Origin of the sequence: Burkholderia sp. AU30198 (assembly GCF_020419825.1) — a bacterium.
Lineage (GTDB): Bacteria > Pseudomonadota > Gammaproteobacteria > Burkholderiales > Burkholderiaceae > Burkholderia.
In genome coordinates this window covers 330,552-357,083 of sequence record NZ_JAIZSA010000001.1, presented here as the reverse complement: position 1 = coordinate 357,083, position 26,532 = coordinate 330,552, and the positions used below count along the sequence as shown (strand labels likewise).

Below are 26,532 nucleotides of genomic sequence, written 5' to 3'. Positions count from 1 at the left end.
AGGAACGTTGATGAAGTCAGGCGACACGCTGTTCACCATCGCATCGATCGAGGCGGCGCAGACGCACCCGCTCCGGGCGATGATCCTGCTGAACGACGATCTGAACGCGTGCGAACTGGCCGGCGACCATGCGCCGACGACCCTGCACGTCGGCATACGCGATTCGTCGGGCATCGTCGCCGTTGCGTCGCTCTGCGAGGAGATGCGCGAAGACGACCCTGCGCGACCGGCATGGCGGCTTCGCGGAATGGCCGTCCACCCTGCCGTGCGTGGCATGGGCTTCGGGCGCGTGCTGGTGCAGGTCTGCGTGCGGCACGCGGAAGAACGTGGCGCCGCGCTCGTGTGGTGCACGGCACGCGAAACCGCGTACCGGTTCTATGAAAAGCTCGGCTTCGCGGCCAATGACGCGACGATCACGATGCCGGGGCGCACCGATATGGTGTTTTATGTGATGCGGCTCTATGTGGAGCGGATGCTCAGTGCGTCTTCAGACGGCTTTAAACCATTGAAATAATTATGTTTTTTGTGGATATACTGTCTACCATCGTCTCGCCAAAACTCGCTACAGCTACGATTTTGTGACGGTATACGGCCGTTTTCTGCCGTTCGTATACCGTCACGCCTCCGGCATCTAGACACTTCAGCACACTGAAACGGCAGCCGGCCGCGCCTGTATCGGGATCGGCGGCGCCTGTTTCTAAACCTCAGCGGCCGACACGATCTCTCTCGGCCTTGCTCAAAAGAGACCATGGACTACCAAGTCAGTTATGAACACAGCCTGAAAGGCGAGCCCGACGCATTCATCGTCCAGGTCCCCTCGCAGCTCGTGCACGACGTGCCCGCCAACATCTCTCGTGCGTTACTGCCCGAGTACATCACCGAGCGCATCCTCAAGCGCTCACCGACGATCGGACGGATTCGGAACCTGCGGATTCTCTAAAGGGCAGACCTCTTTCGTCGCTGCATACATACAACCGCGTACCTGGCTGCGAAGAAACGAGAACACGCATATTGCGAAGTCGAAAGCCAAGATGGAGAGGCGCAATGCAAATGAAGGCTGACTGGCACCTGTTGCAGTTTCTTGAAAGCTCCGAGAACCTTCGAAAGACAATCGAACGGCATCACGGATGGCGGCCGAGCGACACGCGGGCGCGTGAAATCGCAGCTTGCTTGCGTCAGGGACGCCTCTTTTATGAAACCGGCGCGGCATCACCGATCGACATTTCGCCCCTTCAGTTCTTCTACGGCATGGTCGCCTTCGCCAAGGCGCTCACTTTAGTCTGCGATCGAACTAAAGGGCTTTCGGCTCTGGTTCCTGGGCACGGCATCCAAGACGATTCTGCCGCTAACAGCCGTCTCGAGGAGCTAGCTGCTAGCATAGACGAACGCGGGACACTGGCAGAGTTCAACGATGTCGTTGCAAGCCGCAACCGCCTTTGCTACTTTGACGAAGAAAATCATCCCCAGTCTGTCGTCATTCCTTGTGTCGATTCGACTACGGTTTCCGGTCTTAGGTTTACATTCAAAGATACGTTGAGTCGAATACCCGGTCTGGAAACTCTCTATACCGCGACGGTCGGAGAATCTGCCAACACTACGCCAATCAATGTCGAGGCTCCAAACATTCATCGTAACAAATGGTCTATTCGAATTGACGACTTGAGACGTTACGAAGATAGAGACGGTCTTCGCGCTATCGTTGGCGAATTGCGCGGTCGATATCCATTTTTGACTGGTTGGCGGTTACTCGAAGCGCAGCGAGCTTGGGGCAAGTCGATAATTCAGTTTGTGAGCGTCACTCCGAACGGAGATGATTTGGCCGATGGCGTACTTTTCGCGGCAGGGGGCACATTTTTTGTACCGCCCGAGCTAGTCCACGAAGGGCGGTTTGACGATGTTGAGCATCACCTCGACCCGATAGCCGGCGGGTTCGGAGGAACGGTATCCGCAATCGCACCTTTGCATGGATTCAACCTATCGGAATACACGCTCCACTACGCCGCATTGTTCATGCTGAGCTCTGTCGTGAGATATCGGCCACAGACATGGATGCATGCGCTTTCACGTGCAGTCACACAAGAACGGCCGGCCGACGACTCAATGCTCGCCCTCGTCGAGTTGCTGCTCCGCATGAATCAATATCAGATACCAAACTTGGTGGCGGAACTCATCAATCCAGCCTAAGCCTCTGCTCCGAGGTCACAGAAAGCTGATCGAGTCTGTGACAGGCTGCGTTCGCATGTCATTGACAGTAGACTGTTGAGAGCGCGACAAAAGGCCAAACCAAAAAGACCGTCAACGTACGCCTAACCACGCACGGTCGTCGACGATTCCCCAGCATCAGTTAGCAAATTTTTGAACAAACGAACGAACGACGATATCATTCTGCTGACGCGATAACACGACATACGCTGTCGCGGTCGTAATCCAACCCATTTTACCCTCTAGAGAGGGTGGCACCATTACGGAAATGAGTGACTACTCCACCAAAGCCTATCGGGCATTCAAAAAATTCGTCGGCGAGCTGACAGCCTCTGCCGCAGGAATCCAGACTGCGGCAGAGCACGTTACAAAAATTCTCGCGTCCTCGGAAAGCGACGATCCATGGCGACATCTCGCCAAGCAATATGAGATAAAAGTCAACGGACTTGATTCTGATGCACTATTGCGAAGTAACTCTCGGCTCAACATTGTCAGCCTATACAGTGGCTTCGACCTGTTTCTATCTGACTTTCGCGCACAGTACCATGACATCAATCACAGCGACTGGAAAAAGAACGATAGCGATTCCCCGTTCGACGAAATCTATCGGAACTCAAGCAGCAATAAGAAAGATCTGGACGACCGACTTGGAGCGTCAAGGAAGGCAACCATTGACTACTACCGATATATACGCAACGCCGTGGTTCATCCAACCCAAGAGAACAAAGCACGCGCTAGATCTTTCTTTTTGAACAATACAGCACATCTCGATTCCGTTCGCGCCTTATATTCTATGCGGTCCGCGCCGAACTCCGATCAGGCGTTATCTTTTCACGACGTCAAGTTGCTGGCCCACCTACTGCTAGATGTTCTGCGAGAGGTTGACTTGGAGTTCGATCCTGGCGATGCAGTCTTGGCCACCCTACTAGATTCAAAACCCTTCAAGAAATTCAGGCAGGACGCCGTAAGGTACAAGAACGCACTCAAAGGGACTTTGAGAGAACAGTACGGAATCTCCGATCTTCGCGCAGATAGGGTTATAATGCTCCACTTAGGGCCCATGAGCTAACCGGTAAAGCGACCCCCTTCAAGGCAGCCTTCTCGCGGAGGACTGCCTTGAAGGGGTAGAACTCAGTTCGATTCTGAGATGGGCCGCCAACATCTCAATGGCAAGACACAGGTTTCTAGTGTCACCGCCCCCCTCACGTGCGTCCGATCTACCCCGAGGCGGGTCAATCGGTTTCGAGCTATCACATGCAGCTCCCTCGCCGCCGTCCATGGACGCTCGTGACGACTCACAACTGGCGACGGTATTTTTAACGGTACACAAGCCGCTTTTCGCTACCCTACTCATGTGGCACAAGCGTTTCCCACCAGACTCAACATAATTGCGCGATACATCGATCGGCATTCGCCGGTGGCCTGACGACGCAACCCGCGCGTTCGCGTCATCAGGCAGTGACCGGTGGGGCCTGGAGCAGACTCCCTCACCAGACCGCCGCCATCACGCCCAGGCTCAGGCTTCCTGCGCGCTCTGCAACACCGCATGCAACAGCACGTCTGCACCCGCCGCCGCCCACTCGGGCGTAATCGCTTCGGCTTCGTTGTGGCTCAGCCCGTCGACGCACGGCACGAAGATCATCCCCGTCGGCGCGACGCGCGCGACATAGCACGCGTCGTGCCCCGCACCGGACACGATATCCATGTGCGACAGCCCGAGCGCCTGTGCCGCGTCACGCACCGTGTCGATGCAACGCGGCGCGAACGGGATCGGCGCATACGTGAAGATCTGCTCGATCTGCGCGCCGAGGCCCGTTTCGTCAGCCACACGCGCCAGCTCCGCACGCAGCACCGCGTCGAGTTCGTCGAGCACCGCGTCGTCGGGATGACGGAATTCGACCGTGAAGAAGCAGCCGCCCGGCACCGTGTTGCGCGAGTTCGGCCGCGCCTCGATCATCCCGACCGTCGCGCGAGCATACGGCGCGTAACGGCGGCCGAGCACTTCGACGAACGAGATCATCCGCGCGGCGCCGACCAGCGCATCGCGGCGGAATTCCATCGGCGTCGTGCCCGCGTGCGCGTCGACACCCGTGAGCGTCACCTCGTACCAGCGCTGCCCCTGCCCGGCCGTCACGACGCCGATCGTCTTGCCGGCCCGCTCCAGAATCGCGCCCTGTTCGATATGCAGTTCGTACGCCGCATGCACCGGATAGCCACCAACGGGCTCGGCGCCCGCGTAGCCGATCCGCGCCAGTTCCTCGCCGATCGTCCTGCCTGCGCCGTCGGTACGCGACAGCCCGTATTCGAGCGTATAGACACCCGAGAACACACCGGCCGACACCATCGCCGGCGCGAAGCGCGAGCCTTCCTCGTTGGTCCAGATCACAACGTCGATCGGGCGCTCGGTCTCGATGCCCGCGTCGTTCAGCGCACGCACGACCTCGAGCCCGCCGAGCACGCCGTAGATGCCGTCGTAGCGGCCGCCCGTCGGCTGCGAATCGGCGTGCGAGCCGGTCAAGACCGGCGCGGCGTCGGGGTTGCGGCCCGCGCGGCGCGCGAACACGTTGCCCATCTGGTCCACCCGCACCGTGCAGCCAGCGTCTTGCGCCCATTGCACGAACAGGTCGCGCGACTCGCGATCGAGATCGGTCAGCGCAAGGCGGCAGACGCCGCCCTTCGGCGTCGCGCCGATCTGCGCCATCCGGTCGAGCGACGCCCACAGGCGGTCGCCATCGACGCGTGGCGCGCCAACGCTTGCCACCTTGGCATTCGCGTTGTCGTCACGCATCGCCGTTCTCCGGCGCGGCTTGCAGCGCGTAGCGGAAATCGCAGCGCTTGCCGCCCTGCATGATCGTGCTCGTGCGCGTGAGCGCGATGTCCGGCGCATAGCCCTGGATGAAATAGCTGTCGCGCGCGCAGCTCAGCAGATGCCCGATCTCGCCGAGCCCCGTCGCGTGATACATCTCCGCGTAGCTGCAGCGATGCACGTCGTAGTCGTAGTGCGCGTCGTCCGCGCGCCGCACCTCGACGTCGAGCGCATCGTCCTTCTCCCACAGCACCTGCAGCGCGATGAACGACTTCACGCTCGTGCCGCCAGGCTCCTGCGCGGCGAACGTGCGGCCGGCGTCGACCGCCGCGCCGCGCACGGCTTCCGCGATCACGGCCTGCGCGCGCTCGGCGCCGAACTCGCGCTTCATGATCTCGTAGATCGGCTTGATGATTTCCGCTTCGATGCGGCGGCGCGCGAGGATCCCGAGGCGCGTGTCCTCGGATGCGGCGGCGGGTGTCTGGGTCGCTTCGGTCATGGGGATCGTCTTGGTTTTTTAACGCTGTTTCGTTTACTTGGCCGCGGTGCGCGAGCCGCCGAGCACGTCGACGACGGTCCACTTGCCGCCGCGCACCTGATAGATCGTGAAGGCCGGATCCTTCAGGTTGCCTTCGGCATCGAAGGCGATCCGCCCCGTCACGCCGGGCCGGTCGATCGCACGCACCGCCGCGACCAGCTTCGCCGGCTGCGTCGTGCCGGCCTTCTGCGCAGCCGCGATCAGCGTGGCGGCCGCGTCGTACGCGAACGGCGCATGCAGTTCGATCGGGGCGTGAAAGCGTGCCTGGTATTGCGTGTCGAACGCCTTGCCGCCCGGCATCCGGTCGAGCGGCAGGCCCGGTTCGAGCGCCGTCACGCCGTCGCCGTCCTTGCCCGCAAGCGACAGGAAAGTCTGGCTCACGAAGCCGCCTGCGCCGAGCAGCGGCGCGTTCACGCCGAGCTGGCGCATCCGGCGCGAGATCGGCGCGGCCTGCGCGTCGAGGCCGCCGAAGAACACGAGATCCGCGCGCTTGCCCTTGATCGCGGTCAGCACGCCGCTGAAGTCGGTCGTCTTGTCGTTCACGTACTGGCGATCGACGATCGCGCCGCCGTTCGCCTGCACACCCTTGATGAACTGCTCGGCCAGCCCCGCGCCGAACGACGTGCGATCGTCGATCACCGCGATGCGCTTCGCCTTCAGCGTCTTCACCGCATACGCGCCGGTGAAATTGCCGCCCGCATCGTCGTGACCCATGATGCGGAAGGCCGTCGCATAGCCCTGCTGCGTGTATTGATGGCCGGTGGACGCCGGCGCGATCTGCGGGATCCCCGCATCGCGATAGACGCGCGACGCCGGCACGCTGCAGCCCGTGTTCCAGTGACCGACAACACCGATTACGTGCTTGTCGACGAGCTGCTGCGCAACCGCGACCGCCGTGCGCGGATCGGACTGGTCGTCGGCCGCAACGAGCTTGTAGACGACCGGCTTGCCGCCGATGGTCGGATGCTTCGCGTTCGCGTCGTCGATCGCGAGTTGCGCGCCGTTCTGCAGGTCCTTGCCGATCCGCGCGGACGGGCCGGTGAGCGGCGCGGCGAGACCGATCAGGATCGTCTGCGGTGCGGATTGCGCGAACGCGGGAACGGAGGCGACCAGGGCGGCCGCCGAGAAGGCGAGGCTGGCGTGGAGGAAAGCGATTTTCATGTGCGGGGATCGGTGAATCGGATCAAAACATGAAAAATATTAAATATTCATCACCCAAACCCCAAATACCCAATTGTTGGATGCTTATGCCGTTCTCGACACATTAACCTATATCACTGTAAATACAGGATATTTTCATGTTGCCGCTTGCCCTGACTTTTCGATAAAATTCGATACATGAAAAATATCGAACAATTGCCGCACGATCCACCGCTGCGCGCGGTGCGTGCGTTCGAAGCTTTCGCGCGTCTCGGGTCGGTCACCGCGGCGGCAGGCGAGCTCGACATCACGCCGTCGGCGGTCAGCCATCAGTTGCAGCTGCTCGAAGCGTTTATCCAGACGCCGCTGACCGTGCGCGAGGGCCGGCTGCTCGCGCTCACCGACGAAGGCCGCGACTACTACCGCTCGATCAGCGCCGCGTTCTCGGTGCTGCGCAGCGCGACGCGCTTCGTGCGCGACCGCTCGTCGCTGCGGCAGATCACCGTCAGCCTGATTCCGCTGCTCGGCATCGGCTGGTTCATTCCACGGCTGCACGCGTTCCTGGCGGACAACACGGACGTCGACGTGACGGTGCTGTATGCGCATCACCGCAACTACCGCAGCGATGCGTCGGACCTGTCGATCCGCTTCGGCACCGGCGACTGGCCCGGCTACCGCTGCGAGCGGCTGCTGCCGGGCGCGATGGTGCCGATGTGCAGCCCGTCGTTCCTGAAGCGCCACGGGCCGTTCCGCACGCCGGCCGATCTCTCGCGCGCACCGCTCGTGCACGACGAGGATCGCAGCACGTGGGTCAACTGGCTGCAGGGCGCGGGCGTGAAGCATGTGTCGCATGCAGTGGGGCCGATGTTCGAGGACGGCCAGCTCACGCTGAGCGCCGCGCGCGCTGATCTCGGCGCGGCGTTGCTGCGCGCGCCACTGGTCGAACGCGAGCTGGCGAATGGCGAGCTCGTGAAGCTGTTCGATCACGCGCTCGACGACGGACGCGATTACTACCTGTGCACGCGCGAGGACGCGGACATGCCGGATGGCGCGAGGCGGCTGGCGGCGTGGTTGAGGAAGATGGCGGGGATTTGAGCGGAGCGGGACGACGTCGCTCCGACAGCCGGCCGAATCGGGAAGCCGCATTCGCATCGGACGTGCCGCGTACTTGCACTTGGCCGACCGGATCGCCACGATGGCCGTGTCCCGTCACGGAGGTTGCAATGAACAGAATTCCGGTCGATCTATCAGATGACCAGCATGCGGCGTTGACCCGCATCGCCGCGCACCGGAACAGTTCCTCCGCCGAGATCATCCGGGACGCGATCGACGCCTACATCGCGCTGCGGAACCGGACACTTGCTGACAATGTGTTCGGCCTCTGGAAGGGGCGCAACGCCGTCGACCAGGAAGACTTGCGCTCGGAGTGGTGAACGCGCGCCCCGAACAACCTTCGGCGCCGCCTCGAGTCGCTCCACCCGCTGCTTTTGACTTTCGATGCAATTCGTCTCGCCGCATCTCCGCCCGGCTACCGCTCGTCCATACACCCACGCGTCAATTACCTCCCCCGCACGCCGCACCCAATCAAGGGCCGGAAGCAGATAGAAATTCTCGATGCCCCGGATTGAAACAAGCAATTTCACAAACTCAGGGTGAACCCGGATACTGGGAACACTTCATCAACACCACTGCAAAGGAACTCGCAAGATGCCGATCATCAACACCCAAATCAAGCCGTTCAAGGCAACCGCATACCACAACGGCGATTTCGTGCCCGTCTCGGAAGAGAACTTCAAGGGCAAGTGGTCCGTCGTCGTGTTCTACCCGGCCGACTTCACGTTCGTCTGCCCGACCGAGCTGGGCGACCTCGCCGACCGTTACGCGGAATTCCAGAAGCTGGGTGTCGAAATCTACGGCGTGTCGACCGACACGCACTTCACGCACAAGGCCTGGCACGACACGTCGGACACGATCGGCAAGATCAAGTACCCGATGATCGGCGACCCGACGCTCACGCTGTCGCGCAACTTCGACGTGCTGATCGAGGAAGAAGGGATGGCGCTGCGCGGCACGTTCGTGATCAACCCGGAAGGCGAGATCAAGCTGTGCGAAATCCACGACAACGGCATCGGCCGTGACGCAGGCGAACTGCTGCGCAAGGTGCAGGCTGCGCAATACATCGCGGCGCACCCGGGTGAAGTGTGCCCGGCCAAGTGGACGCCGGGTGCGGAAACGCTGACCCCGTCGCTCGACCTGATCGGCAAGATCTGACGATCGCTCCGCGCGCCTCGCACGAGGCGCGCGAGACGCCCGATGACGGGCCGCCGCAGCATGCGGCCCGCGCCCACCTCCGGCACGACGTGCCCGACCAGAATCATTAATACGGAATCCGAAACGCCATGCTCGACGCCAATCTCAAGAACCAACTGAAAGCGTACCTCGAAAAGATCACGCGCCCGATCGAACTCGTCGCCTCGCTCGACGACAGCGCGAAATCGCAGGAACTGCTGGCGCTGCTGAACGAGATTGCGTCGCTGACGGATCGCGTGACCGTGACCGAACGCCGCGACGACGCCGAGCGCAAGCCGTCGTTCTCGATCGGCGAGCCCGGCAAGCCGGCCGGCATCCGCTTCGCCGGCATCCCGATGGGCCACGAATTCACGTCGCTCGTGCTCGCGCTGCTGCAGACGGGCGGCCACCCGATCAAGCTCGACGACGACGTGATCGAACAGATCCGCGCGCTCGACGGCGACTACGCGTTCGAGACGTATTTCTCGCTGTCGTGCCAGAACTGCCCGGAAGTCGTGCAGGCGCTGAACGTGATGTCGCTGGTCAACCCGCGCATCCGTCACGTCGCGATCGACGGCGCGCTGTTCCAGGATGAAGTCGAGTCGCGCCAGATCATGGCCGTGCCGACGATGTTCCTGAACGGCACCTCGTTCGGCCAGGGCCGCAGCAGCGTGAAGGAAATCCTCGCGAAGCTCGATACCGGTGCGAGCGCACGTGCCGCGAAGTCGCTCGAGAACAAGCCGGTGTTCGATACGCTGATCGTCGGCGGCGGCCCGGCAGGCGCGGCGGCCGCGATCTACTCGGCGCGCAAGGGCATTGCGACGGGCGTCGTCGCCGAGCGTTTCGGCGGCCAGGTGCTCGACACGATGGCGATCGAGAACTTCGTGTCGGTGCAGGAAACCGAAGGGCCGAAGTTCGCGACCGCGCTCGAACAGCACGTGAAGCAGTACGACGTCGACATCATGGACGTGCAGCGCGCCGATGCGCTGATTCCCGGCGACGTGCACCAGATCCGCCTCGCGAACGGCGCGGTGCTGAAGGCGAAGACGATCGTCCTCGCGACCGGCGCGCGCTGGCGTGAAATCAACGTGCCGGGCGAGCGCGAATACCGCAACCGCGGTGTCGCTTACTGCCCGCACTGCGACGGCCCGCTGTTCAAGGGCAAGCGCGTCGCGGTGGTCGGCGGCGGCAACTCGGGTGTCGAGGCCGCGATCGACCTCGCCGGCATCGTGAAGGCCGTCACGCTGATCGAATACGGTGCGCAACTGCGTGCGGACGAAGTGCTGCAACGCAAGCTGCGCAGCCTGCCCAACGTGACGATCGTCACGCAGGCACAGACGACCGAGCTGACCGGCGACGGCAGCAAGCTGAACGGGCTCGTCTACAAGGATCTGCGCTCGGGCGACACGCAGCGCATCGATCTCGAAGGCGTGTTCGTGCAGATCGGCCTCGTGCCGAACACCGAATGGCTGAAAGGCACGGTCGAGCTGTCGAAGCACGGCGAGATCGTCGTCGATGCGCGTGGTGCAACGTCGGTGCCGGGCGTGTTCGCGGCCGGTGACGTGACGACGGTACCGTTCAAGCAGATCGTGATCGCGGTCGGTGAAGGCGCGAAGGCATCGCTCGGCGCGTTCGACCACCTGATCCGGCAGGACGTGGCACCGGTTGCCGCCGCGCAGCCGCAGGCCGAGGAAGCGGTCGCCGCGTAACGCGCGTCAGCCCGTCGGCACAACAGTTTGTCTCTCTTGGCCCCGCATGCTTTGGTCGGCGTGCGGGGCCCTTTTTATTCCGGAAGCGAGCGCAGTTACTTGGTCGTGGTCGGGCCGCTGTTCGCCGGCACCGGCGACGGTGCCGACTTGAAATTGCTCGACTCCCTGACCAGTTGCTCGGTCATCGCAGCGGCAACCGGATTCGCACCCGACGACGAACCGCCCTGCCGGTTCGAACCGCTGCTCGACGGCATCGACGACATCGACGGCGGCGGCAACGACGGGTCGAGCTTCGCCGACTCCCTCACGAGTGCGGCCGTCTCCGGCGTTTCGGATTTCGTTGCAGCGGGCGCTGCGGCCGCGTGACGTTCGAGGCCGTCGCGTTTGCGCGGCGCGCGCTGCGTGACCTGTGCGGACGCAGGAGCGGCCTGTTGCACCGGTTTGGCGGCCGGCGGCGGTGCCGGTGGGGTCGAATCCTGCGCATCGACGGTCACGACGTTGACCTTCGGCGGCGGTGCGCTCGGCTTCGCCTCCGGCTGCGGTTTGTCGCTGACAACCGGCACGGCAGGAGCAGACGCAGGCGGTGCGCTGACGCGCGCAGTGGCGGCCGGCGCAGAAGGCGCCGGTGCGGGTGGTGACGGCGCGACAGCCGCCTGTTTCGGCGCCATCGCGGCGGCCGGAGCCGGCGGCTCGATGGTGCCCTGCACGGCGTGATCGTTGCTTGCAGGCGCCATGGCCACGGGCGCGGCCGAATCGCCGATGCCGGCATCTTCGATCGCACGGTGATCCGCGCGCAGGAGCATCACATAGGCAGTGCCGGCCGCGGCTACCAGGAGCCCACCGGCGATCATCAAGGTCTTGCGGGTACTCGTCATGCTTGTTCACCGATCATGTCGACGTGAACAAGCCATCATACGCGGCGATCGGTCGTCGATCCCGCATGAATACATTTGGTTGCATTGTGCCGGGAACAGGTCGGCGCGGTGTTCATCAGACGTATCGCCGCCCTGCTCCGGCACTGTCGAAGCGCCGCCGTTACTCCGGAAACGGCAATTCGGTCTGCCCTTCCGCGCGCATGCCGAACGTGTTCAGCGTCATCGCGACGAGCGCGTAGTAGCCGAGCAATGCGACCAGATTCACGACGGTTTCGTGGCCGAAGCGTGCTTCCGCCTGCGCGAACGTCGCATCGCTCACGCGCCGCGTGTCGTACAGCTCGCTCGCGAACGCGTGGATCAGCGCATCGTCGTCCGACTCGAATGCAGGTGCGACGCCACGCCGGATCGCGTCGGCCGTCGCGGCCGGCACGCCTGCGTCGAGGGCGATCGGATGGTGGATGTGCCACTCGGCCTGCGAGCGCCAGCGCGCGGCCGTCACGAGAATCGCGAGTTCCGACAGGCGCAGCGGCAGGCCCGTGCGATAGCGGCAGAACGCGCCGAGCTTCTGCGCGTGCTGAGCCAGCTCGGGGCTCGCGATCCAGCCGAGAAACGGCCCGTTCAGGTTGCCGCGCGGGCCGCTGAGAATATCGGCCAGCACGGCCTTCTGCTCATCGGTGGCCGATGCGGGATCGAACGGAGGCAATCTGTTTGTCATGGCGATGTCCGAATAGGATTCGAGGAATGCGATCACGCGCCGGCCGACGCGAGCGCCGCGCCGATCGCGCCCGACAGCCGCTCGACGATCGTATCGATCTGCTGCGCGGTGCAGATGAAAGGCGGCGCGACCAGGATGTGATCACCGTGCACGCCGTCGATCGTCCCGCCCATCGGATACACCATCAAGCCGCGCTGCATCGCTTCGCGCTTGACCGCCGCGTGCAGCTTCAGCGCGGGATCGAACGTCGCCTTGCTGTCGCGATCGCGCACGAGCTCGACGCCGACGAACAGCCCGCGGCCGCGCACGTCGCCGATATGCGGATGCGCGCCGTAATGCTCGCGCAACGACGCGCGCAACTGCTCGCCGCGCGCCTTCACGTTGTCGAGCAGCTTCTCTTCGGCGATCACGCGCTGCACTTCGAGCGCCGCCGCGCAGGCGGTTGCATGGCCCAGGTACGTATGGCCGTGCTGGAAGAAACCCGAGCCGTCGACGATCGTCCGGTAGATGCGGTCACTGACGAGCGTCGCGCCGATCGGCTGGTAGCCTGCGCCAAGCCCTTTCGCGATCGTCAGCAGGTCAGGCGCAACGCCGTCTTCATCGCATGCGTACAGATAGCCCGTGCGCCCCATCCCCGACATGATCTCGTCGAGAATCAACAACACGCCGTACTTGTCGCACACCGCGCGAATCTTCTTCAGGTACGTGCGCACCGGCGGCACCGCACCGGCCGTTGCGCCCACCACCGTCTCCGCGACGAACGCCGCGACGTTGTCCGCGCCGAGTTCGACGATCTTCTGCTCGAGTTCGTCCGCGAGGCGTTGCGCATACGCTTCGTCGGTTTCGCCCGCCTGCTGGTCGCGGTACGCGAAGCACGGGCTCACGTGGTGCGCCTCGATCAGCAGCGGCAGGAACGGCTCGCGCCGCCACGCATTGCCGCCGATCGCGAGCGCGCCGAGCGTGTTGCCGTGATAGCTCTGGCGCCGCGCGATGAAATGGCGGCGCTGCGGCTCGCCCTTCTCGACGAAATACTGGCGCGCGAGCTTCAGCGCGGCCTCGACCGCCTCGGAGCCGCCCGACACGAAATACACGTGTTCGAGGCCGGCCGGCGCGGCGTCGACGAGCCGGTCGGCCAGTTCCTCGGCCACGTCGGTCGTGAAGAACGACGTATGCGCGTACGCCAGTTGCTGCGCCTGCCGCTTGATCGCGTCGATCACGCGCTGGTTGCTGTGGCCGAGACACGAAACGGCCGCGCCGCCACAGGCGTCGATATAACGCTTGCCGGTCGAGTCGATGATCTCGATGCCGTCGCCGGCGACGGCAACCGGCAAGGTGGCGCGCGGAGCGCGATGAAAAACGGTCGTCATGCGTTGCCTCATGGATCAGGACGCGTCGTGCGCGCGTCCGGACGGCACGATGCGCGTCGCGAAACGCTGCGTGCCGTGTTGGTGAAGGGTGAAGTCGATCGATGCCGCGCCGATCGCGAACACGGCCGTGGCCAGCGTGTTCTCATCGTCGGGGTCGGCCGGATCGTCGCGGTAGATCGGCAGCCCTTCCGGCGCGCGATCGCCGAGCACGCGCAGCAGCGCGGCTTCATCGATTGCGTCGATGCCGGGCGTCAGCGCGTCGACACGGCGCTGGCGGTCGGCCGACGATTGCGTGACGATCTGCGCTTGCGCATCGCAACCGGGGTGCACGAGATGGTTCGCATGCCCCGCGAGCCGCGCGACGTCGATCACCGAACAGCGCGCGACGCTCGCCTCGATGCTCAGCAGCCGCGCATCGCCGGTCGCGCCCAGCGTGTGATGAAAACCGCTTGCACGCGCGTGACCGCGCAGCACGTCGGCTGCCGCGTCGAGCGACGTTGCGTCGAGCACGGCGCGCGCGAGGATCATCCGCGGCACGCCCACTGCCGGCGTGCGGATCCGCAGGTTGTTGATCGCCTGCGCGATGCCCGCGCGGTTCGCGGCAAAGGTATGGCCCGGCAGCGAACCGGGGTAGTAGAAACTGATGAAGCCCGGCTTGCCCGCCGGCTGCACGTCGACGAGCAGGCAGCGCTCGCGCAGGTACGGATCGCCGTCCTCGTTGTGCGCGATCCAGCGCGTGCCATTCGCGTCGCGTGCGGCAAGCGTCGTGCAGCCGTCCGGTGCGTTGTGGATCAGCTCGCCGCGGCAGTTCCACAGAAAGATGTCCTCGGCCGGCCAGCCGACACCGGCCGCGATCCCGTCCAGTTCCGCGACGAGATCGGGGTACGCGGCCAGCGCGGCCTGCCGCAGCGAAGCGACGAACGGATGGCCGCGCCAGCGGCGCACGGCCTGCCACGCGCTGCTCTGCTGCATGTATTCATCGAACACCGGGCGGGCGAGCTCGCCGAGGCGCACGCCGATGTCGAACGGCGCGCCGGCGATGACGGGAGAAAGGGAAAGCGGCATGTCGGATGGTTCGGTTTCGTTCAGGACACGTGTTTCAGGAATTCCTTCAGGCGCGGGGTCGGCGGCCGGTCGATCAGGTCGACCGGATGGCCGTCCTCGGCAATCCCGCCCTGATCCATGAACAGCAGGCGCGTGCCGACCCGTTTCGCAAAGCCGATCTCGTGCGTGACGACGATCATCGTCATCCCTTCGGTAGCGAGATCCTGCATCACTTTCAGCACTTCGTGGCGCAATTCCGGATCGAGCGCCGAGGTCGGCTCGTCGAACAGCATCAGCCGCGGCCGGATCGCGAGCGCGCGCGCAATCGCAACGCGCTGCTGCTGGCCGCCCGACAACTCCGACGGGTAGTGATTCGCGCGCGATTCGAGTCCGACCTTGTCGAGTAGTGCCATCGCCTGGTCGCGCGCGTCGGCACGCGATGCGCCGCGCACCTGGATCGGCCCGAACATCACGTTCTCGAGCGCGGTCATCTGGGGAAACAGGTTGAACTGCTGGAACACCATGCCGGCTTCGAGCCGGATATTGCGGATCGTCGTCGCGTTGCCACGCACGCTCTGGCCGTCGACCAGCAGCTCGCCGCCGGTGATTTTCTCGAGCGCGTTGATACAGCGCAGCATCGTCGACTTGCCCGAGCCGGACGGGCCGATCACGACGACCACCTCGCCCGCGTCGATCTTCAGGTCGATATGCTTCAGCACCGGCACGTGGCCGAAGCTCTTCGACACGTTCTGGAATTCGATCATGCTCATAAGATTCTCATCCGCTTTTCGACGAGCCGCAGCGTCAACGTCATGGCGCCGGTCAGCAACAGGTAGATGACGGCCACGGCGGACCAGATCTCGACCGCCTGAAAATTGCCCGCGATGATTTCCTGCCCCTTGCGCGTCAGCTCTCCGACACCGATCACGATGAACAGCGACGTGTCCTTCAGGCTCACGATGCACTGGTTGCCGAGCGGCGGAATCAGGCGCCGGAACGCCAGCGGGCCGACCACCTTCAGCAGCACGCGCGGCATCGACAAGCCCATCGCGAGCCCTGCTTCCGTCAGCCCCTTCGGGATCGACAGCAGCGCGCCGCGCACCACTTCCGCGAGATACGCGCCGGAATTCACCGTGATCGCGATGATCGCGGCCGTCAGGCCGTCGATGCGGATATGCGCGAGCAGCGGCAACGCGAAATACAGGAACATCACCTGCACGACGATCGGCGTGCCGCGGATCAATTCAATATAGACCTGCGCAAGCACGTTCATCGCCTTCGGTCCGTATGCGCGGAACATGCCCGCGATCATCCCGACGATGAAGCCGCCCACCAGCCCGAAAAATGCGATGAACACCGTCAACCGGACCCCGTCCATCAAGTCCGGCAACGCCGCCCAGATCGCCGACCAATCGAAATTCACTTGTCGCTCCCCGTTCGATTCAAGACCGGCGCGGCCACCCGGCCGCGCGCTGTTGCGGCGTCACGCTCACAGCTTCGGCGGCTCGGCACCGAACCACTTCTTGTAGATCTGCGCGTAGCGGCCATCGGCCTTGATCTTCACGAGCGATGCGTTGACCTTCGGCACGAGCGGGCTGCCCTTCGGGAAACCCATCCCGTACTTGTCGCCGCTGACCGGCTGGCCCGCGACCTTCACCTTGCCCTTGCCCTCGTTGTTCACGAAGAACAGCACGTTCGGCGTGTCATGCATCGCCGCGTCGACCCGGCCGGCTTCGAGCGCGAGGTACGCCTGGTCGATGTTCGGGAACTGGCGGATCTCCTTCGGCTTCAGGTGCGCCTTGATCCAGTCGATCGTCGCGGTGCCTGTTTTCGCGGCGATCACCTTGCCGTTCAGGTCGTCGATCGACTTGATCGTCGTGTTGCCGGTCTGCACCATCGCCGCGAGGCCGCTGTCGTAGTACGGCGCGGAGAAGTCGATCGCCTTCTTGCGCTCTTCCTTGATCGTCATCCCCGACAGCGCGACGTCGATGTTCTGCGTCTGCAGCGCCGGGATCAGGCCCGCGAAATCCATCGGCTGGATCGTGTATTTCCAGCCCTGGTCCTTCGCGATCTCCGCCCACAGGTCGAGATCGAAGCCGACGTACTTGTCGCCCTGCTTGAACTCGAACGGCATGAACGACGTGTCGGTCCCGACGACAAGCGTCTTGGTGTCCGCGTGCGCGAGGCTTGCGCCGAGCGCGGCAACCACCGCGACGGCTTTCAGGAAGGAACGGCGACTCATGGTTTCTCTCCGCATGATTGAGCGATGTGACCGGCCAGCCGGCCGGCGGAACGACGACATCAAGCCGCACCGCAACATGCGATGTCGAATTAGACCTTAGTGCAACAAGTGTTGTCAATGGCGATACTACGACAACAAAAAAGTCCGCAACGGGTAAATGCATCGAGACAAACCCGGGGCACGTGGGACGGATAAGTCGGAGGAAAGGGCGTGAGGCCGTGGCGAAGCGGCCCGGCCGGATCGTGCCGAGCCGGCCGATGGCGGCGCTTGAGGAGCGGTTGGCGGTGACGGTGGGCTGGTCGGGCTGGTTTGCCGTCCCGGGCATCACGCGCGAGAGGAGAATGGCCGCGCAACCGCTCGGCGCCGAACGCCGCCGCCTGCGCGCTTGTCAGCTCGTTTGTCAGCCCGTTTGTCAGCCCGTTTGTCAGCGCGGATCGTCGGCGCTTCGACGCGCGGCACTGTGCCGAGGCGGCCGCCCCGTGCGATGCCGGCCACCGCCGGCGCGGCTCAACGCATGTTGCGGAATGCGCGCGCCCCCGCCGGCCGGCCGCGCGCCGATGCAGCATCGCTTACGCCGCCACCCCGCTCGCCTGATGCGACACGAGCCGCGCATACGCACCCTGCCGTGCCATCAGCTCCGCATGCCGGCCGGCCTCGATCACGCTGCCGTGCGCCATCACGAGGATCAGGTCGGCATTGCGCACGGTCGACAATCGGTGCGCGATGATGATCGACGTGCGCTGTGTCATCAGGTCTTCCAGCGCCGTGCGGATCTGCTGCTCGCTGATCGTGTCCAGATGGGACGTCGCTTCGTCGAGAATCAGCACCGGCGCATCCTTCAGGAATGCGCGCGCAATGGCGACACGCTGACGCTGGCCGCCCGATAGCTGCACGCCGCGCTCGCCGACGCGCGTCGCGAGCCCGTCCGGCAGCCGCGCGACGAAGTCGCCGAGCGCCGCATGATCGATCGCGCGCTGCACGTCCGCATCGGACGCGTCATTCGCGGCGAGCCGGATGTTCGCTTCGAGCGTGTCGTTGAACAGGTAGGTATCCTGCGCAACCAGCGCGATGTGCTGCCGCAGGTCGTCGAGCCGCAGGTCGCGCAGATCGACGCCACCGAGCGTCACGCGGCCCTGCTGCGGATCCCAGAAGCGCAGCAGCAGGCTCGCGACCGTCGACTTGCCGGCGCCCGACGCGCCGACCAGCGCGACCGTGCTGCCGCGCGGCACCTCGAAGCTCACGCGGTCGATCGCGGGCAGGCTGCGGCCCGGGTACGTGAAAGATGTGGCTTCGAAACGCACCGCCGGATTGGTCGGCATCGCAGCCGCGCCGTCCGTCACCGGCACGGGCTCCTTCTCCAGCGCACGCAGGCGGCGCGTCGACGCGATCGTGTCGGCGAGCTGACGCGCGACCTGACCGATTTCGGCCACCGGCATGAAGGCGGCCACCGCCACCAGCACCAGCAACGGCAACGACTCGCGCGGAAACCAGCCGCGTGCACACAGCAGCGCGCCGAGCGCCGCGACGACCAGCCCGCCGAGCCCGCTCGCGATTTCCAGCGCGGCACTTTGCGCCGACAGATCGTCGAGCAGCTTCGCACGCTGCTTGCGGTACGCATCGACTTCGGCCACGAACGCTTCGCGTCGGCGCGCGACGGCCTGGAACGCGGTCAGCTCCGCGAGCCCCTGGATCGTTTCGGTCAGATGCGCGCCAAGCTGGCCGAGCGCTTCGCGCGCGCCGGTGCCGAGCCGGTCGACATCGCGTCGCGCCAGCACCGGCGCGAGCCCGGCCCACAACAGGAACGGCAGCAGCACGAGCGCAAGCGGCCACGCGACTAACGCGAGCAGCACCAGCACGGCGGCCGGCACCAGCACCGCGACGAACGCGGGCGCCAGCGTGTGCGCGTAGAAATATTCGACCGTCTCGACGTCCTGCGTCGCGAGCGACACGAGATCGCCGGAACGGCGGCGCAGCAGCCCGGCCGGCGCGAGGCGTTCGAGCGTCGCGAACAGCGCGATGCGCATTTCCGCGAGCAGCCGGTACGCCATGTCGTGCGCGAGCCACGATTCGAGCCAGTGCAGCACGGCCGCCACCGGCGCGATCACGAGCAGCGCGGTGACGAGCGTCGCGCTCACGTGGCCGCCCGGTACCGCGCCGACCACCAGCGCGCCGATCACGCCGACGCCGATGAACGCGAGCACACGCCCGATCCCGAACAGCACCGTCAGCACGACCTTGCCCGTCCACGGACGCACGAAGCGCAGCAATGTCCGCAGGGTTTCCGGCCAGCCGATCTCCGCCGCATCGTCGTTGAGCGGCCGCACCTGCGGGCCCGACGACGCGCGCGCGGTCGCACCGGCCGTTGTTGCCACGCCGATCGATTCGGCCACCGCTTCCAGTTGCGGCCCCATCAGCCGGCGATACGGGCCGTCGCGCGCGATCAGCGCCGCGTGCGTGCCCTCGTCGACCACCTGTCCCTGGTCGAGCACCAGGATGCGGTCGGCGCCGATCACGCTGGACAGCCGGTGCGCGAGCACGAGCGTGGTCCGCCCGCGCGTGAGCCGGTCGAGCGCCTGCTGGATCAGTGCCTCGTTCTCCGCATCGACCGACGACAGCGCCTCGTCGAGCAGCAGGATCGGCGCATCGCGCAACAGCGCGCGGGCAATCGCGAGGCGCTGGCGCTGGCCGCCCGACAGCATCAGCCCGCGTTCGCCGATGCGCGTCGCGTAGCCATCGGGCAGCGCCGAGATGAAATCGTGCGCGTTGGCCGCGCGCGCGGCGGCGATCATGTCCGCGTCGCTCGCGTCGGGGCGGCCGAGCCGCAGGTTGTCGGCCACACTGCCGTCGAACAGCGTCGCATCCTGCGCGACGACCGCGATCATCTCGCGCACCTGGCCGGCATCGAGCGTGCGCACGTCATGGCCGCCGATGCGGATCGCGCCGCCCTGCGCATCGTGCTGGCGCAGCAGCAGGCGCACGATGGTCGACTTGCCCGCGCCGCTCGGCCCGACGATCGCCACCGTCTCGCCTTCGCGCACCGAGAAGCTCAGCGCCGCATGCGCGTCCGCGCGGCGCCCCGGATACGCGAAGCTGACGGCGTCGAACGCGATCTCCGGGCGCAGGCCCGTGACGCGCGGCGCATCGGCGGCCGGTGCGTGGCTATCCGCGCCGAGCAGCGCGTGGATCGCATTCGCCGCCGACTGGCCGATCATCCCCTGGTGCAACACGGAACGCAGGTCGCGCAGCGGCCGGAAGATTTCGCTGCCGGCCATCAGCACGATCAGCAGCGCCTCGAGGTTCATGTCGCCGTGCCGCACGCGCCACGCGCCGACCGCGATCGCGGCGGCCGCGCCGAGGCCGGTGCCGAGATCGGTGAAGAGCCGCGTCAGCAGGCCGAGCGCGAGTACCCAGAACGTGCTGTCGGACAGCGCGCGCGCCTTCGCGGCCAGCTTCGCGCCGAACGCCGTGCTTTGCCCGAACGCCTTCAGCGTCGGCAGCCCTTGCACCGCGTCGAGAAACTCCTCGCCGAATGCCTTGAAGGCGGCCGAGCGCGCGAGCGCCGCGCGCTTGTCGGCGCGATGCACGAGTTGCGGCAGCGCGAGCGTGACGAGCGCCGCGACCAGCAGGATCGCGGCCGTCGGCACGTCCCACCATGCGAGCACCGCGAAGATCATCACCGGCGCGCAGGCGGCGATCACGAGTTGCGGCAGATAGGTGCCGAAAAAGGTCTGCAACTGCTCGACGCCGTCGACGACGGCCAGCATCACGCCGCCCGTGCGTTCGCCGCTGAACCACGCGGGGCCGAGCGCGGCGATCCGGTCGAACAGCCGCGCGCGCAGCGTGGCCTGCACGCGCCCGGCCGTGTGCTGCGCGAGCACCGTGCGGCGATGGTCGAGCCATGCGCGCAGCAACACGCAGGCCGCCGTTGCAACGACGGCTTCGCCGATGCTGCGTGCCGGCGCGCCGGAAAAGACCAGCGCCAGCACGCGGCCGAGAAATACGAAGCGCAGGATCCCGACACCCATCGCGAGCAGCCCGAGCGCGACGGCCGCGGCGACCCGCCAGCGTAGTCCCGCCATCATTGCCCATAGTCGTCGGTCGAAATACATGAAGCCCTCCGGTAGTGTCCGATGATGTTTTTTCTTGACCGGATCGAGGCTACCCGCGCCTCCCGTGCGCGGCAAAAGATGATTTTTCAACGGGTGTTGAGTCAACTACAATACCCCGCATGTCGCACCTCCCTCCCCTCAGCGCATTGCGGGCTTTCGAGGCGGCCGTCCGCCTCGGCGGATTCGCGCGCGCGGCCGTCGAGCTGAACGTGTCGACGAGCGCGGTCAGCCACCAGATCCGCGCGCTCGAGGAATCGCTCGGCGCGCGGCTGCTCGAACGCAGCACGGGGCTCGGCGGCATCAGTCTCACGCCGGCCGGCGCACGCCTGCTGCCGGCCGTCAGCGATGCGCTGTCGCGGCTGACCGATGCCTGTGCCGAAATTCGCGGCACCGCGCAACGGCTGACGGTTTCCGCCAATGCGTCGTTTTCGTCAATGTGGCTTGCACGCCGCCTCGCGGAATTCTCGTCGAGCCATCCGGAAATACCGCTGCACGCCGTCGCGCTCGACGACGAACCCGATTTCGCGCGCCACGGCGTCGATCTGGCGATCGTCAACGTGCCGGCACACCGCCTGAAAACCGACGACGACGTGCTGCTGCAGGAAACCGTGTTCCCGGTCTGCAGCCCCGAGCTGCATCCGTTCGCGTCGGGGAACGTGTGCCGCTGCCGGCTGTTGCAGGAGATGAACGAATACACGCCCGAGATCGACTGGCGCAACTGGTCGGCAGAATTCGGCCTGCCGGGCGACTTCGAAACGAAGATCGTCCGCTACAGCAGTTTCAGCCAGGTGATCGGCGCGGCTGTCGGCGGCGCGGGCATCGCGCTCGGCCGCACGCCGCTGATCGAACCGGAACTGCGGAGCGGTCGCCTCGTGCCGTTGCGGCCGGGCCTCGAACGCGCCGCGTCGTGGCGCTTCGTGCTGCGCCGCAATCCGTCGACACGGCACCGGCTGCTCGATCCGCTGATCGACTTCCTGCACCGCGAAGCAGCTGCGGAAGCGGCAGCCGCACCGTTCGCCGGCCCGATCGTTGCGCCCGCATCCAACGACCGTCTCGTGCGCGGCACGGGCGGCGCGACCGGCAAGTAACGCGCCGGCCTCGCCCGCATGCGCCGCTTACGGCGCAGCGAAGAACAACGCGACCACGCACGCCATCCCGCCGAACCACACGAGCGAGCGCAGCGACGCCCAGTTCAGCAGGTACATCAGCATATAAACGATCCGGATCGCGACGAACGCCATCGCAAGCTGGTCGACGCGATGCACGTTCGCGCCGTTGTGCCACGCCACCACCAGCCCGGCCGTGAACAGCGCGAGCGCCTCCCACGCGTTCTGGTGCGCGGCCTGCGCGCGGGCGCGCCAGCCTTCGAGCTTCGCCAGGTAGTCGCGCGGCGTGCGGTTGTCGTAGCCCTTGCGGGCCTTCGCGAGAAACGTCATCGGGAACGGCAACAGCGCCGCGATGAACAGGCACAGCTGGGACGTCGTCATCAAAAGTCTCCTCCTTTATGATTACATTGATCAATGACAAGATCGCCGAGAGCTTAGCATTGGGGCAGACTGTTCGCGCACCGGTTTTCTAGACGGGAGACTCGGCTGCGAGGCCCGCCGACAGCCGCGGCCAGCCCGGTCAGACACCAAAATTTCCACCAAATCATCGACAAAAACGTTAATTAAAACTGGTCGAACACCAATAAGATAGCGCTCAACACTGGCTCGGCGCGTTGCCGCGCCAGCCTGCCGAACCCGCGCCGCCGCGCGCGCCGAACGACATCCGACCCGAGACATCGCCATGCCCCGTCCCATCGTCGCCCATATCCGCCCTGACGCCGTCCGCCACAACCTCGACTTCATCCGCCGCACCGCCGCGCAATCGCGCGTGTGGGGCGTGGTCAAGGCCAATGCCTACGGCCACGGCATCGAGCGGATCTACCCGGGCCTCGCGGCCGCCGACGGCATCGCGCTGCTCGATCTCGACGAAGCCGTGCGCGTGCGCGAGCTCGGCTGGGACAAGCCCGTGCTGCTGCTCGAAGGGATCTTCGAGCCGGCCGACGTCGAGCTGGCCGACCGTCACCGCCTGACGGTGGCCGTGCACTGCGACGAGCAGCTCGACCTGCTGATCGCGGCAAAGCCGCAGCAGCCGATCGACATCCAACTCAAGATGAACTCCGGGATGAACCGGCTCGGCTACCGGCCCGCTGCTTTCCGTGCCGCGTGGGAGCGCGCGGCCAGCGCGCCGTCGATCGGCAAGATCACGCTGATGATGCATTTCGCGAACGCCGACGAAGGCGAAGTCGACTGGCAGCTCGACCAGTTCGATGCAGCTACGGCCGGGATTCCGGGCGAGCGCTCGGCGTCGAACTCGGCAGCCGTGCTGTGGCATCCGCGCGCGCACCGCGACTGGGTGCGGCCCGGCACGATCCTGTACGGTGCATCGCCGACGGGTGCGTCGCGGGATATCGCCGACACGCCGCTGATGGCCGCGATGACGCTGACGAGCAAGATCATCGGCGTGCAGACGCTGTCGCCGGAGGAAACCGTCGGCTACGGCCGCCGCTTCACGGCCGACCGGCCGATGCGGATCGGCGTCGTCGCGTGCGGCTATGCGGACGGCTATCCGCGCCACGCACCGACCGGCACGCCGATCGCGGTGGACGGCGTGCTGACGCGCGTCGTCGGCCGCGTGTCGATGGACATGCTGACCGTCGACCTGACGCCGTGCCCGAACGCGGGCATCGGGTCGAGTGTCGAGCTGTGGGGCGACCAGGTGAAAGTGGATGATGTGGCGGAAGCCAGCGGCACGATCGGCTACGAGCTGATGTGCGCGCTCGCGCGCCGCGTGCCGGTCGTGATCGTGCCGCCCGGCGCGTCGAGCGAACAGCCGACGCTGCGCACCGGAAGCTACGGGCGCTGACCGGCGTCGATGCGGCGGCGCGCTATCGCGTCGCCTTGCATACCGGCTGATTTACGGGCCGCCTCGGGCGGCCCGTTTGCTTTCCCGTGTGCGGGAAAGGCGTGGGTGACGGCCCTTCCGCTCCGTCTGGAGAACTCATCCGGCGATGCACTACGAACGCCACGTGGGCTTGCGCTTCTCGAGGAACGCGTCGATCCCTTCGCCCGCATCCTCTTCCATCATGTTGCGCGCCATCACGTCGCCCGCATACGCATAGGCTTCGTCGAGCGACAACTCGCGCTGGCGATAGAACATCTGCTTGCCAACCCGCACCGCGGCCGGGCTCTTCGCGACGATCTCCGCGACCTTGCGTGCGACGGCCGCGTCGAGCGCGTCCTCGGGCACGGCCTCGTTGACGAGCCCCCACGCGGCGGCCGTCGCCGCATCGACGAAGCGCCCGGTCACGAGCATGTCGAACGCGCGCTTCGCCGTGACGTTGCGGCTCAATGCCACGGCCGGCGTCGAACAGAACAGCCCGACGTTGATGCCCGATACCGCGAAGCGCGCGGTATCGGCCGCAATCGCCAGGTCACACGCGGCGACGAGCTGGCAGCCGGCCGCCGTCGCAATGCCGTGCACGCGTGCGATCACCGGTACCGGCAACGCGCGCATCGCGAGCATCACGCGGCTGCACTGCGCGAACAGCGTGCGGTAGTAGTCGAGCTCGGGCTTGCTGCGCATCTGCCGCAGGTCGTGGCCCGCGCAGAACGCCTTGCCTTCGGCGGCCAGCACGACGCAGCGCACGTGCGGATCGGCCGCCAGCGTGTCGAACGCATCGTGCAGGCTGGCGAGCATCGCCTCGGACAATGCGTTGAATTGCTGCGGACGGTTCAGGCGCAGCGTGACGACGCCGTCGTGCTCGTCGCGCAACAGGATCGGCTCGGCAGTCTCTTGATCGGATTCCATGATGTTCCGCTCGATGGGGTTCGGCACGATTCGATGCGGCGCGAACGCGCGGCGTTGATGCACGCACGTTCACGGCACCGTGGAGATGAAATGGTCCTCCACATTCCGTGTGGCGTCCAGTCACGTGCCACTCGCGTTGCCCGCCGTCCGCGCGGCAAAGGCGGCGATCGCATAGGCGACGCAACCGACCGCCGCGATGGCCCACAACGCCTCGGTCAGATCCGGCAACAGTATCGTCGCAGCGCCTGCGATGGCCACGCCGAGCAGGCTGCCGGCCTGTCTCGCCGCGTTGAGAAATCCTGACGCGACGCCCGCCGCGTCCGCGGGCACCTGTTCGAGCACGGTCGCGATCATCGGCGCCACCGACAGCGCGGTTCCGGTGCCGAATGCGGCCATGGCCGCCCAGACCACCGGCCACGGCGCGCGCAGCGTGAGCGCAATCGCGATCGCAGGGATGGCCAGCGCCGCCACCCCAAGGCCGTTCGCCATCAGCCGGACCGGGCGGACGCGGCCATGCAGCTTGCCCGACAGCAGGTTGCCCAGCGACAAACTCAGCGCGAACGGCAGCAGCGTCAGCCCCGTCTGCCGCGCACTCATGCCGAAGCGTCCGTGCAGATACAGGCTCAGCACGAACAGCAAGCCGAAGTAGCCGACGTAGACGAGGCTGCCCATCAGGTTCATCGCGACGAAGATGTGATTGCGAAACCACGCCAGCGGCACCATCGGATTGCGCGCCCGCCGCTCGACGATGATCAGCACGACCGATGCGAGCCCGGCGACCAGCAACGCGCACCGGACGTCCGCAGCGCCAGCGCCGCGCGTCGGCAATTCGATCACGGCAAAACACAGTGCGCCGAGCGCCGTCGCACCGACACCCTGACCGGCCCAATCGAAGTGGCGCACATGCTGCGCGACCGATGCCCGCACGAGTGCCGCCGCCCCGGCAAAAGCGACCGCGCCGGTCGGTACGTTGATCAGGAATGCGCTGCGCCAGCCGAAATCGTCGACGAGGATGCCGCCCAGCACCGGTCCCACGGCGACGGCAACCGACGCGATGCCCGCCCAGACCGCAATCGCCCGCGCCCGCTCGGCGGGCACGTCGAAGGTGCTGCGCACGACCGCGAGCGACGCGGGCAAGAAGAGCGCGGCGCCGATGCCCTGCACGAAGCGCGCGGCCACGAGGATGGCCACGGACGCCGCGACGCCGCACGCCGCCGATGCGCCGACGAACAGCGCCAGCCCCGCGAGATACACGCGCTTCGCGCCGAACCGGTCGGACAGCGCGCCGCCCGCGAGAATCAGCGCAGCGAAGCTGAGCGTATACGCGTCGACGATCCAAGCGAGTTCGCCCAGCGTCGCGCCGAGGCTCGTGCGCATCGCGGGCAGCGCCACGTTGACGATCGTCGAATCGAGGACCGCCATGAACATGCCGATCGCGACAAGCGCCAGCGTGAAGCGTTGCTCGCGCACAGTCGGGTGGAACGTGGCCGTCATCGACACGGGGACGGATACCGGATTGCAATCGGACATGAAACCTCCAGACGGATGCCAAGAGTCTAGAAACGCTCCGAGATGCAGAAAAGTGGTAATTTCGCATTTTCATGATGCAAAGTTGCATCACCCCTTCCGTACACCACCCCT

Annotated in this window: 24 protein-coding genes and 1 tRNA gene; 11 read left to right on the top strand and 14 right to left on the bottom strand. The window is 65.7% G+C overall.

Features of this window, described 5'->3' with window-relative positions:
* The first annotated feature begins 10 nt into the window (after positions 1 to 10).
* The 5 genes from LGN19_RS01550 to LGN19_RS01530 all read left to right on the top strand — a co-directional run bounded on the left by LGN19_RS01550 (position 11) and on the right by LGN19_RS01530 (position 3,360).
* Positions 11 to 514 (top strand): GNAT family N-acetyltransferase, encoded by a 504-nt coding sequence (locus LGN19_RS01550; RefSeq protein ID WP_226212950.1) that lies wholly within the window; start codon positions 11 to 13, stop codon positions 512 to 514.
* A gap of 234 nt (positions 515 to 748) precedes the next feature.
* Positions 749 to 940: a hypothetical protein gene (locus LGN19_RS01545; protein WP_226212949.1), complete on the top strand. Its 192-nt coding sequence runs from the start codon at positions 749 to 751 to the stop codon at positions 938 to 940.
* A gap of 104 nt (positions 941 to 1,044) precedes the next feature.
* Entirely contained in the window at positions 1,045 to 2,184 is a 1,140-nt protein-coding gene (locus tag LGN19_RS01540) for a YaaC family protein (RefSeq protein WP_226212948.1), read from the top strand.
* A 286-nt stretch (positions 2,185 to 2,470) separates the two neighbouring features.
* A complete protein-coding gene (locus LGN19_RS01535; protein WP_226212947.1) occupies positions 2,471 to 3,271 on the top strand; it encodes a hypothetical protein in 801 nt (266 codons plus the stop codon).
* A tRNA-OTHER gene (locus tag LGN19_RS01530) sits at positions 3,258 to 3,360 on the top strand. Before LGN19_RS01535 ends, LGN19_RS01530 begins: the two co-directional genes overlap by 14 nt.
* Before the next feature lie 358 nt (positions 3,361 to 3,718).
* Here LGN19_RS01530 and LGN19_RS01525 read toward each other — a convergent pair.
* The 3 genes from LGN19_RS01525 to LGN19_RS01515 are packed head-to-tail and all read right to left on the bottom strand — an operon-like array spanning position 3,719 to position 6,707.
* Positions 3,719 to 4,990, bottom strand: a complete 1,272-nt coding sequence (locus LGN19_RS01525; RefSeq protein ID WP_226212946.1) for a Zn-dependent hydrolase — start codon at positions 4,988 to 4,990, stop codon at positions 3,719 to 3,721.
* Positions 4,983 to 5,507 carry an L-2-amino-thiazoline-4-carboxylic acid hydrolase gene (locus LGN19_RS01520; RefSeq protein WP_226212945.1) on the bottom strand — a complete coding sequence of 175 codons (525 nt, stop codon included), beginning with the start codon at positions 5,505 to 5,507 and terminating at the stop codon, positions 4,983 to 4,985. Before LGN19_RS01520 ends, LGN19_RS01525 begins: the two co-directional genes overlap by 8 nt.
* A 33-nt stretch (positions 5,508 to 5,540) precedes the next feature.
* Positions 5,541 to 6,707, bottom strand: coding sequence for a branched-chain amino acid ABC transporter substrate-binding protein (locus tag LGN19_RS01515; protein WP_175223652.1), 1,167 nt, complete (start codon positions 6,705 to 6,707; stop codon positions 5,541 to 5,543).
* A 177-nt stretch (positions 6,708 to 6,884) separates the two neighbouring features.
* Between LGN19_RS01515 and LGN19_RS01510 the strand changes: the two genes are divergently transcribed.
* The 4 genes from LGN19_RS01510 to ahpF all read left to right on the top strand — a co-directional run bounded on the left by LGN19_RS01510 (position 6,885) and on the right by ahpF (position 10,684).
* Entirely contained in the window at positions 6,885 to 7,781 is an 897-nt protein-coding gene (locus LGN19_RS01510; RefSeq protein WP_226212944.1) for a LysR substrate-binding domain-containing protein, read from the top strand.
* A gap of 128 nt (positions 7,782 to 7,909) precedes the next feature.
* A complete protein-coding gene (locus tag LGN19_RS01505; protein ID WP_226212943.1) occupies positions 7,910 to 8,119 on the top strand; it encodes a CopG family transcriptional regulator in 210 nt (69 codons plus the stop codon).
* A gap of 274 nt (positions 8,120 to 8,393) precedes the next feature.
* Positions 8,394 to 8,957, top strand: coding sequence for an alkyl hydroperoxide reductase subunit C (gene ahpC, locus LGN19_RS01500; RefSeq protein ID WP_006488685.1), 564 nt, complete (start codon positions 8,394 to 8,396; stop codon positions 8,955 to 8,957).
* Positions 8,958 to 9,085: 128 nt separating this feature from the next.
* On the top strand, positions 9,086 to 10,684 hold the full coding sequence (gene ahpF / locus LGN19_RS01495; protein ID WP_122949394.1) for an alkyl hydroperoxide reductase subunit F: 1,599 nt from the start codon (positions 9,086 to 9,088) through the stop codon (positions 10,682 to 10,684).
* A gap of 95 nt (positions 10,685 to 10,779) precedes the next feature.
* On the opposite strand, the gene LGN19_RS01490 is transcribed toward ahpF, so the two are convergent.
* The 8 genes from LGN19_RS01490 to LGN19_RS01455 form a co-directional block, all read right to left on the bottom strand.
* The gene (locus tag LGN19_RS01490; protein ID WP_226212942.1) at positions 10,780 to 11,559 is read right to left on the bottom strand and encodes an extensin; all 780 of its coding nucleotides are present in this window, start codon (positions 11,557 to 11,559) and stop codon (positions 10,780 to 10,782) included.
* 160 nt (positions 11,560 to 11,719) lie between these two features.
* Positions 11,720 to 12,274 (bottom strand): carboxymuconolactone decarboxylase family protein, encoded by a 555-nt coding sequence (locus LGN19_RS01485; protein WP_174956526.1) that lies wholly within the window; start codon positions 12,272 to 12,274, stop codon positions 11,720 to 11,722.
* A gap of 32 nt (positions 12,275 to 12,306) precedes the next feature.
* Complete coding sequence (locus tag LGN19_RS01480) at positions 12,307 to 13,641, bottom strand: aspartate aminotransferase family protein (protein WP_175023911.1); 1,335 nt, start codon at positions 13,639 to 13,641, stop codon at positions 12,307 to 12,309.
* 15 nt (positions 13,642 to 13,656) lie between these two features.
* Complete coding sequence (locus tag LGN19_RS01475; protein ID WP_226212941.1) at positions 13,657 to 14,706, bottom strand: C45 family autoproteolytic acyltransferase/hydolase; 1,050 nt, start codon at positions 14,704 to 14,706, stop codon at positions 13,657 to 13,659.
* Positions 14,707 to 14,726: 20 nt separating this feature from the next.
* A complete protein-coding gene (gene glnQ, locus LGN19_RS01470) occupies positions 14,727 to 15,455 on the bottom strand; it encodes a glutamine ABC transporter ATP-binding protein GlnQ (RefSeq protein WP_059237091.1) in 729 nt (242 codons plus the stop codon).
* A complete protein-coding gene (glnP, locus tag LGN19_RS01465; RefSeq protein WP_034179830.1) occupies positions 15,452 to 16,108 on the bottom strand; it encodes a glutamine ABC transporter permease GlnP in 657 nt (218 codons plus the stop codon). Before glnP ends, glnQ begins: the two co-directional genes overlap by 4 nt.
* 66 nt (positions 16,109 to 16,174) lie before the next feature.
* Positions 16,175 to 16,927: a glutamine ABC transporter substrate-binding protein GlnH gene (glnH, locus tag LGN19_RS01460; RefSeq protein WP_174956529.1), complete on the bottom strand. Its 753-nt coding sequence runs from the start codon at positions 16,925 to 16,927 to the stop codon at positions 16,175 to 16,177.
* A 569-nt stretch (positions 16,928 to 17,496) separates the two neighbouring features.
* A complete protein-coding gene (locus LGN19_RS01455) occupies positions 17,497 to 21,036 on the bottom strand; it encodes an ATP-binding cassette domain-containing protein (protein WP_226212940.1) in 3,540 nt (1,179 codons plus the stop codon).
* A gap of 119 nt (positions 21,037 to 21,155) precedes the next feature.
* Between LGN19_RS01455 and LGN19_RS01450 the strand changes: the two genes are divergently transcribed.
* Complete coding sequence (locus tag LGN19_RS01450; protein WP_122949387.1) at positions 21,156 to 22,124, top strand: LysR family transcriptional regulator; 969 nt, start codon at positions 21,156 to 21,158, stop codon at positions 22,122 to 22,124.
* Between the two features lie 27 nt (positions 22,125 to 22,151).
* Here LGN19_RS01450 and LGN19_RS01445 read toward each other — a convergent pair whose 3' ends face one another.
* Entirely contained in the window at positions 22,152 to 22,523 is a 372-nt protein-coding gene (locus LGN19_RS01445) for an MAPEG family protein (protein ID WP_174956531.1), read from the bottom strand.
* A 301-nt stretch (positions 22,524 to 22,824) separates the two neighbouring features.
* On the opposite strand from LGN19_RS01445, the gene alr reads away from it, so the two are divergent.
* The gene (gene alr, locus LGN19_RS01440) at positions 22,825 to 23,946 is read left to right on the top strand and encodes an alanine racemase (RefSeq protein ID WP_226212939.1); all 1,122 of its coding nucleotides are present in this window, start codon (positions 22,825 to 22,827) and stop codon (positions 23,944 to 23,946) included.
* A 150-nt stretch (positions 23,947 to 24,096) separates the two neighbouring features.
* Here the strand turns inward: alr and LGN19_RS01435 are convergent, their stop codons facing one another.
* Positions 24,097 to 24,891 (bottom strand): enoyl-CoA hydratase, encoded by a 795-nt coding sequence (locus LGN19_RS01435; protein WP_175221590.1) that lies wholly within the window; start codon positions 24,889 to 24,891, stop codon positions 24,097 to 24,099.
* Between the two features lie 120 nt (positions 24,892 to 25,011).
* Positions 25,012 to 26,421: an MFS transporter gene (locus LGN19_RS01430; protein WP_226212938.1), complete on the bottom strand. Its 1,410-nt coding sequence runs from the start codon at positions 26,419 to 26,421 to the stop codon at positions 25,012 to 25,014.
* Between the last annotated feature and the right edge of the window lie 111 nt (positions 26,422 to 26,532).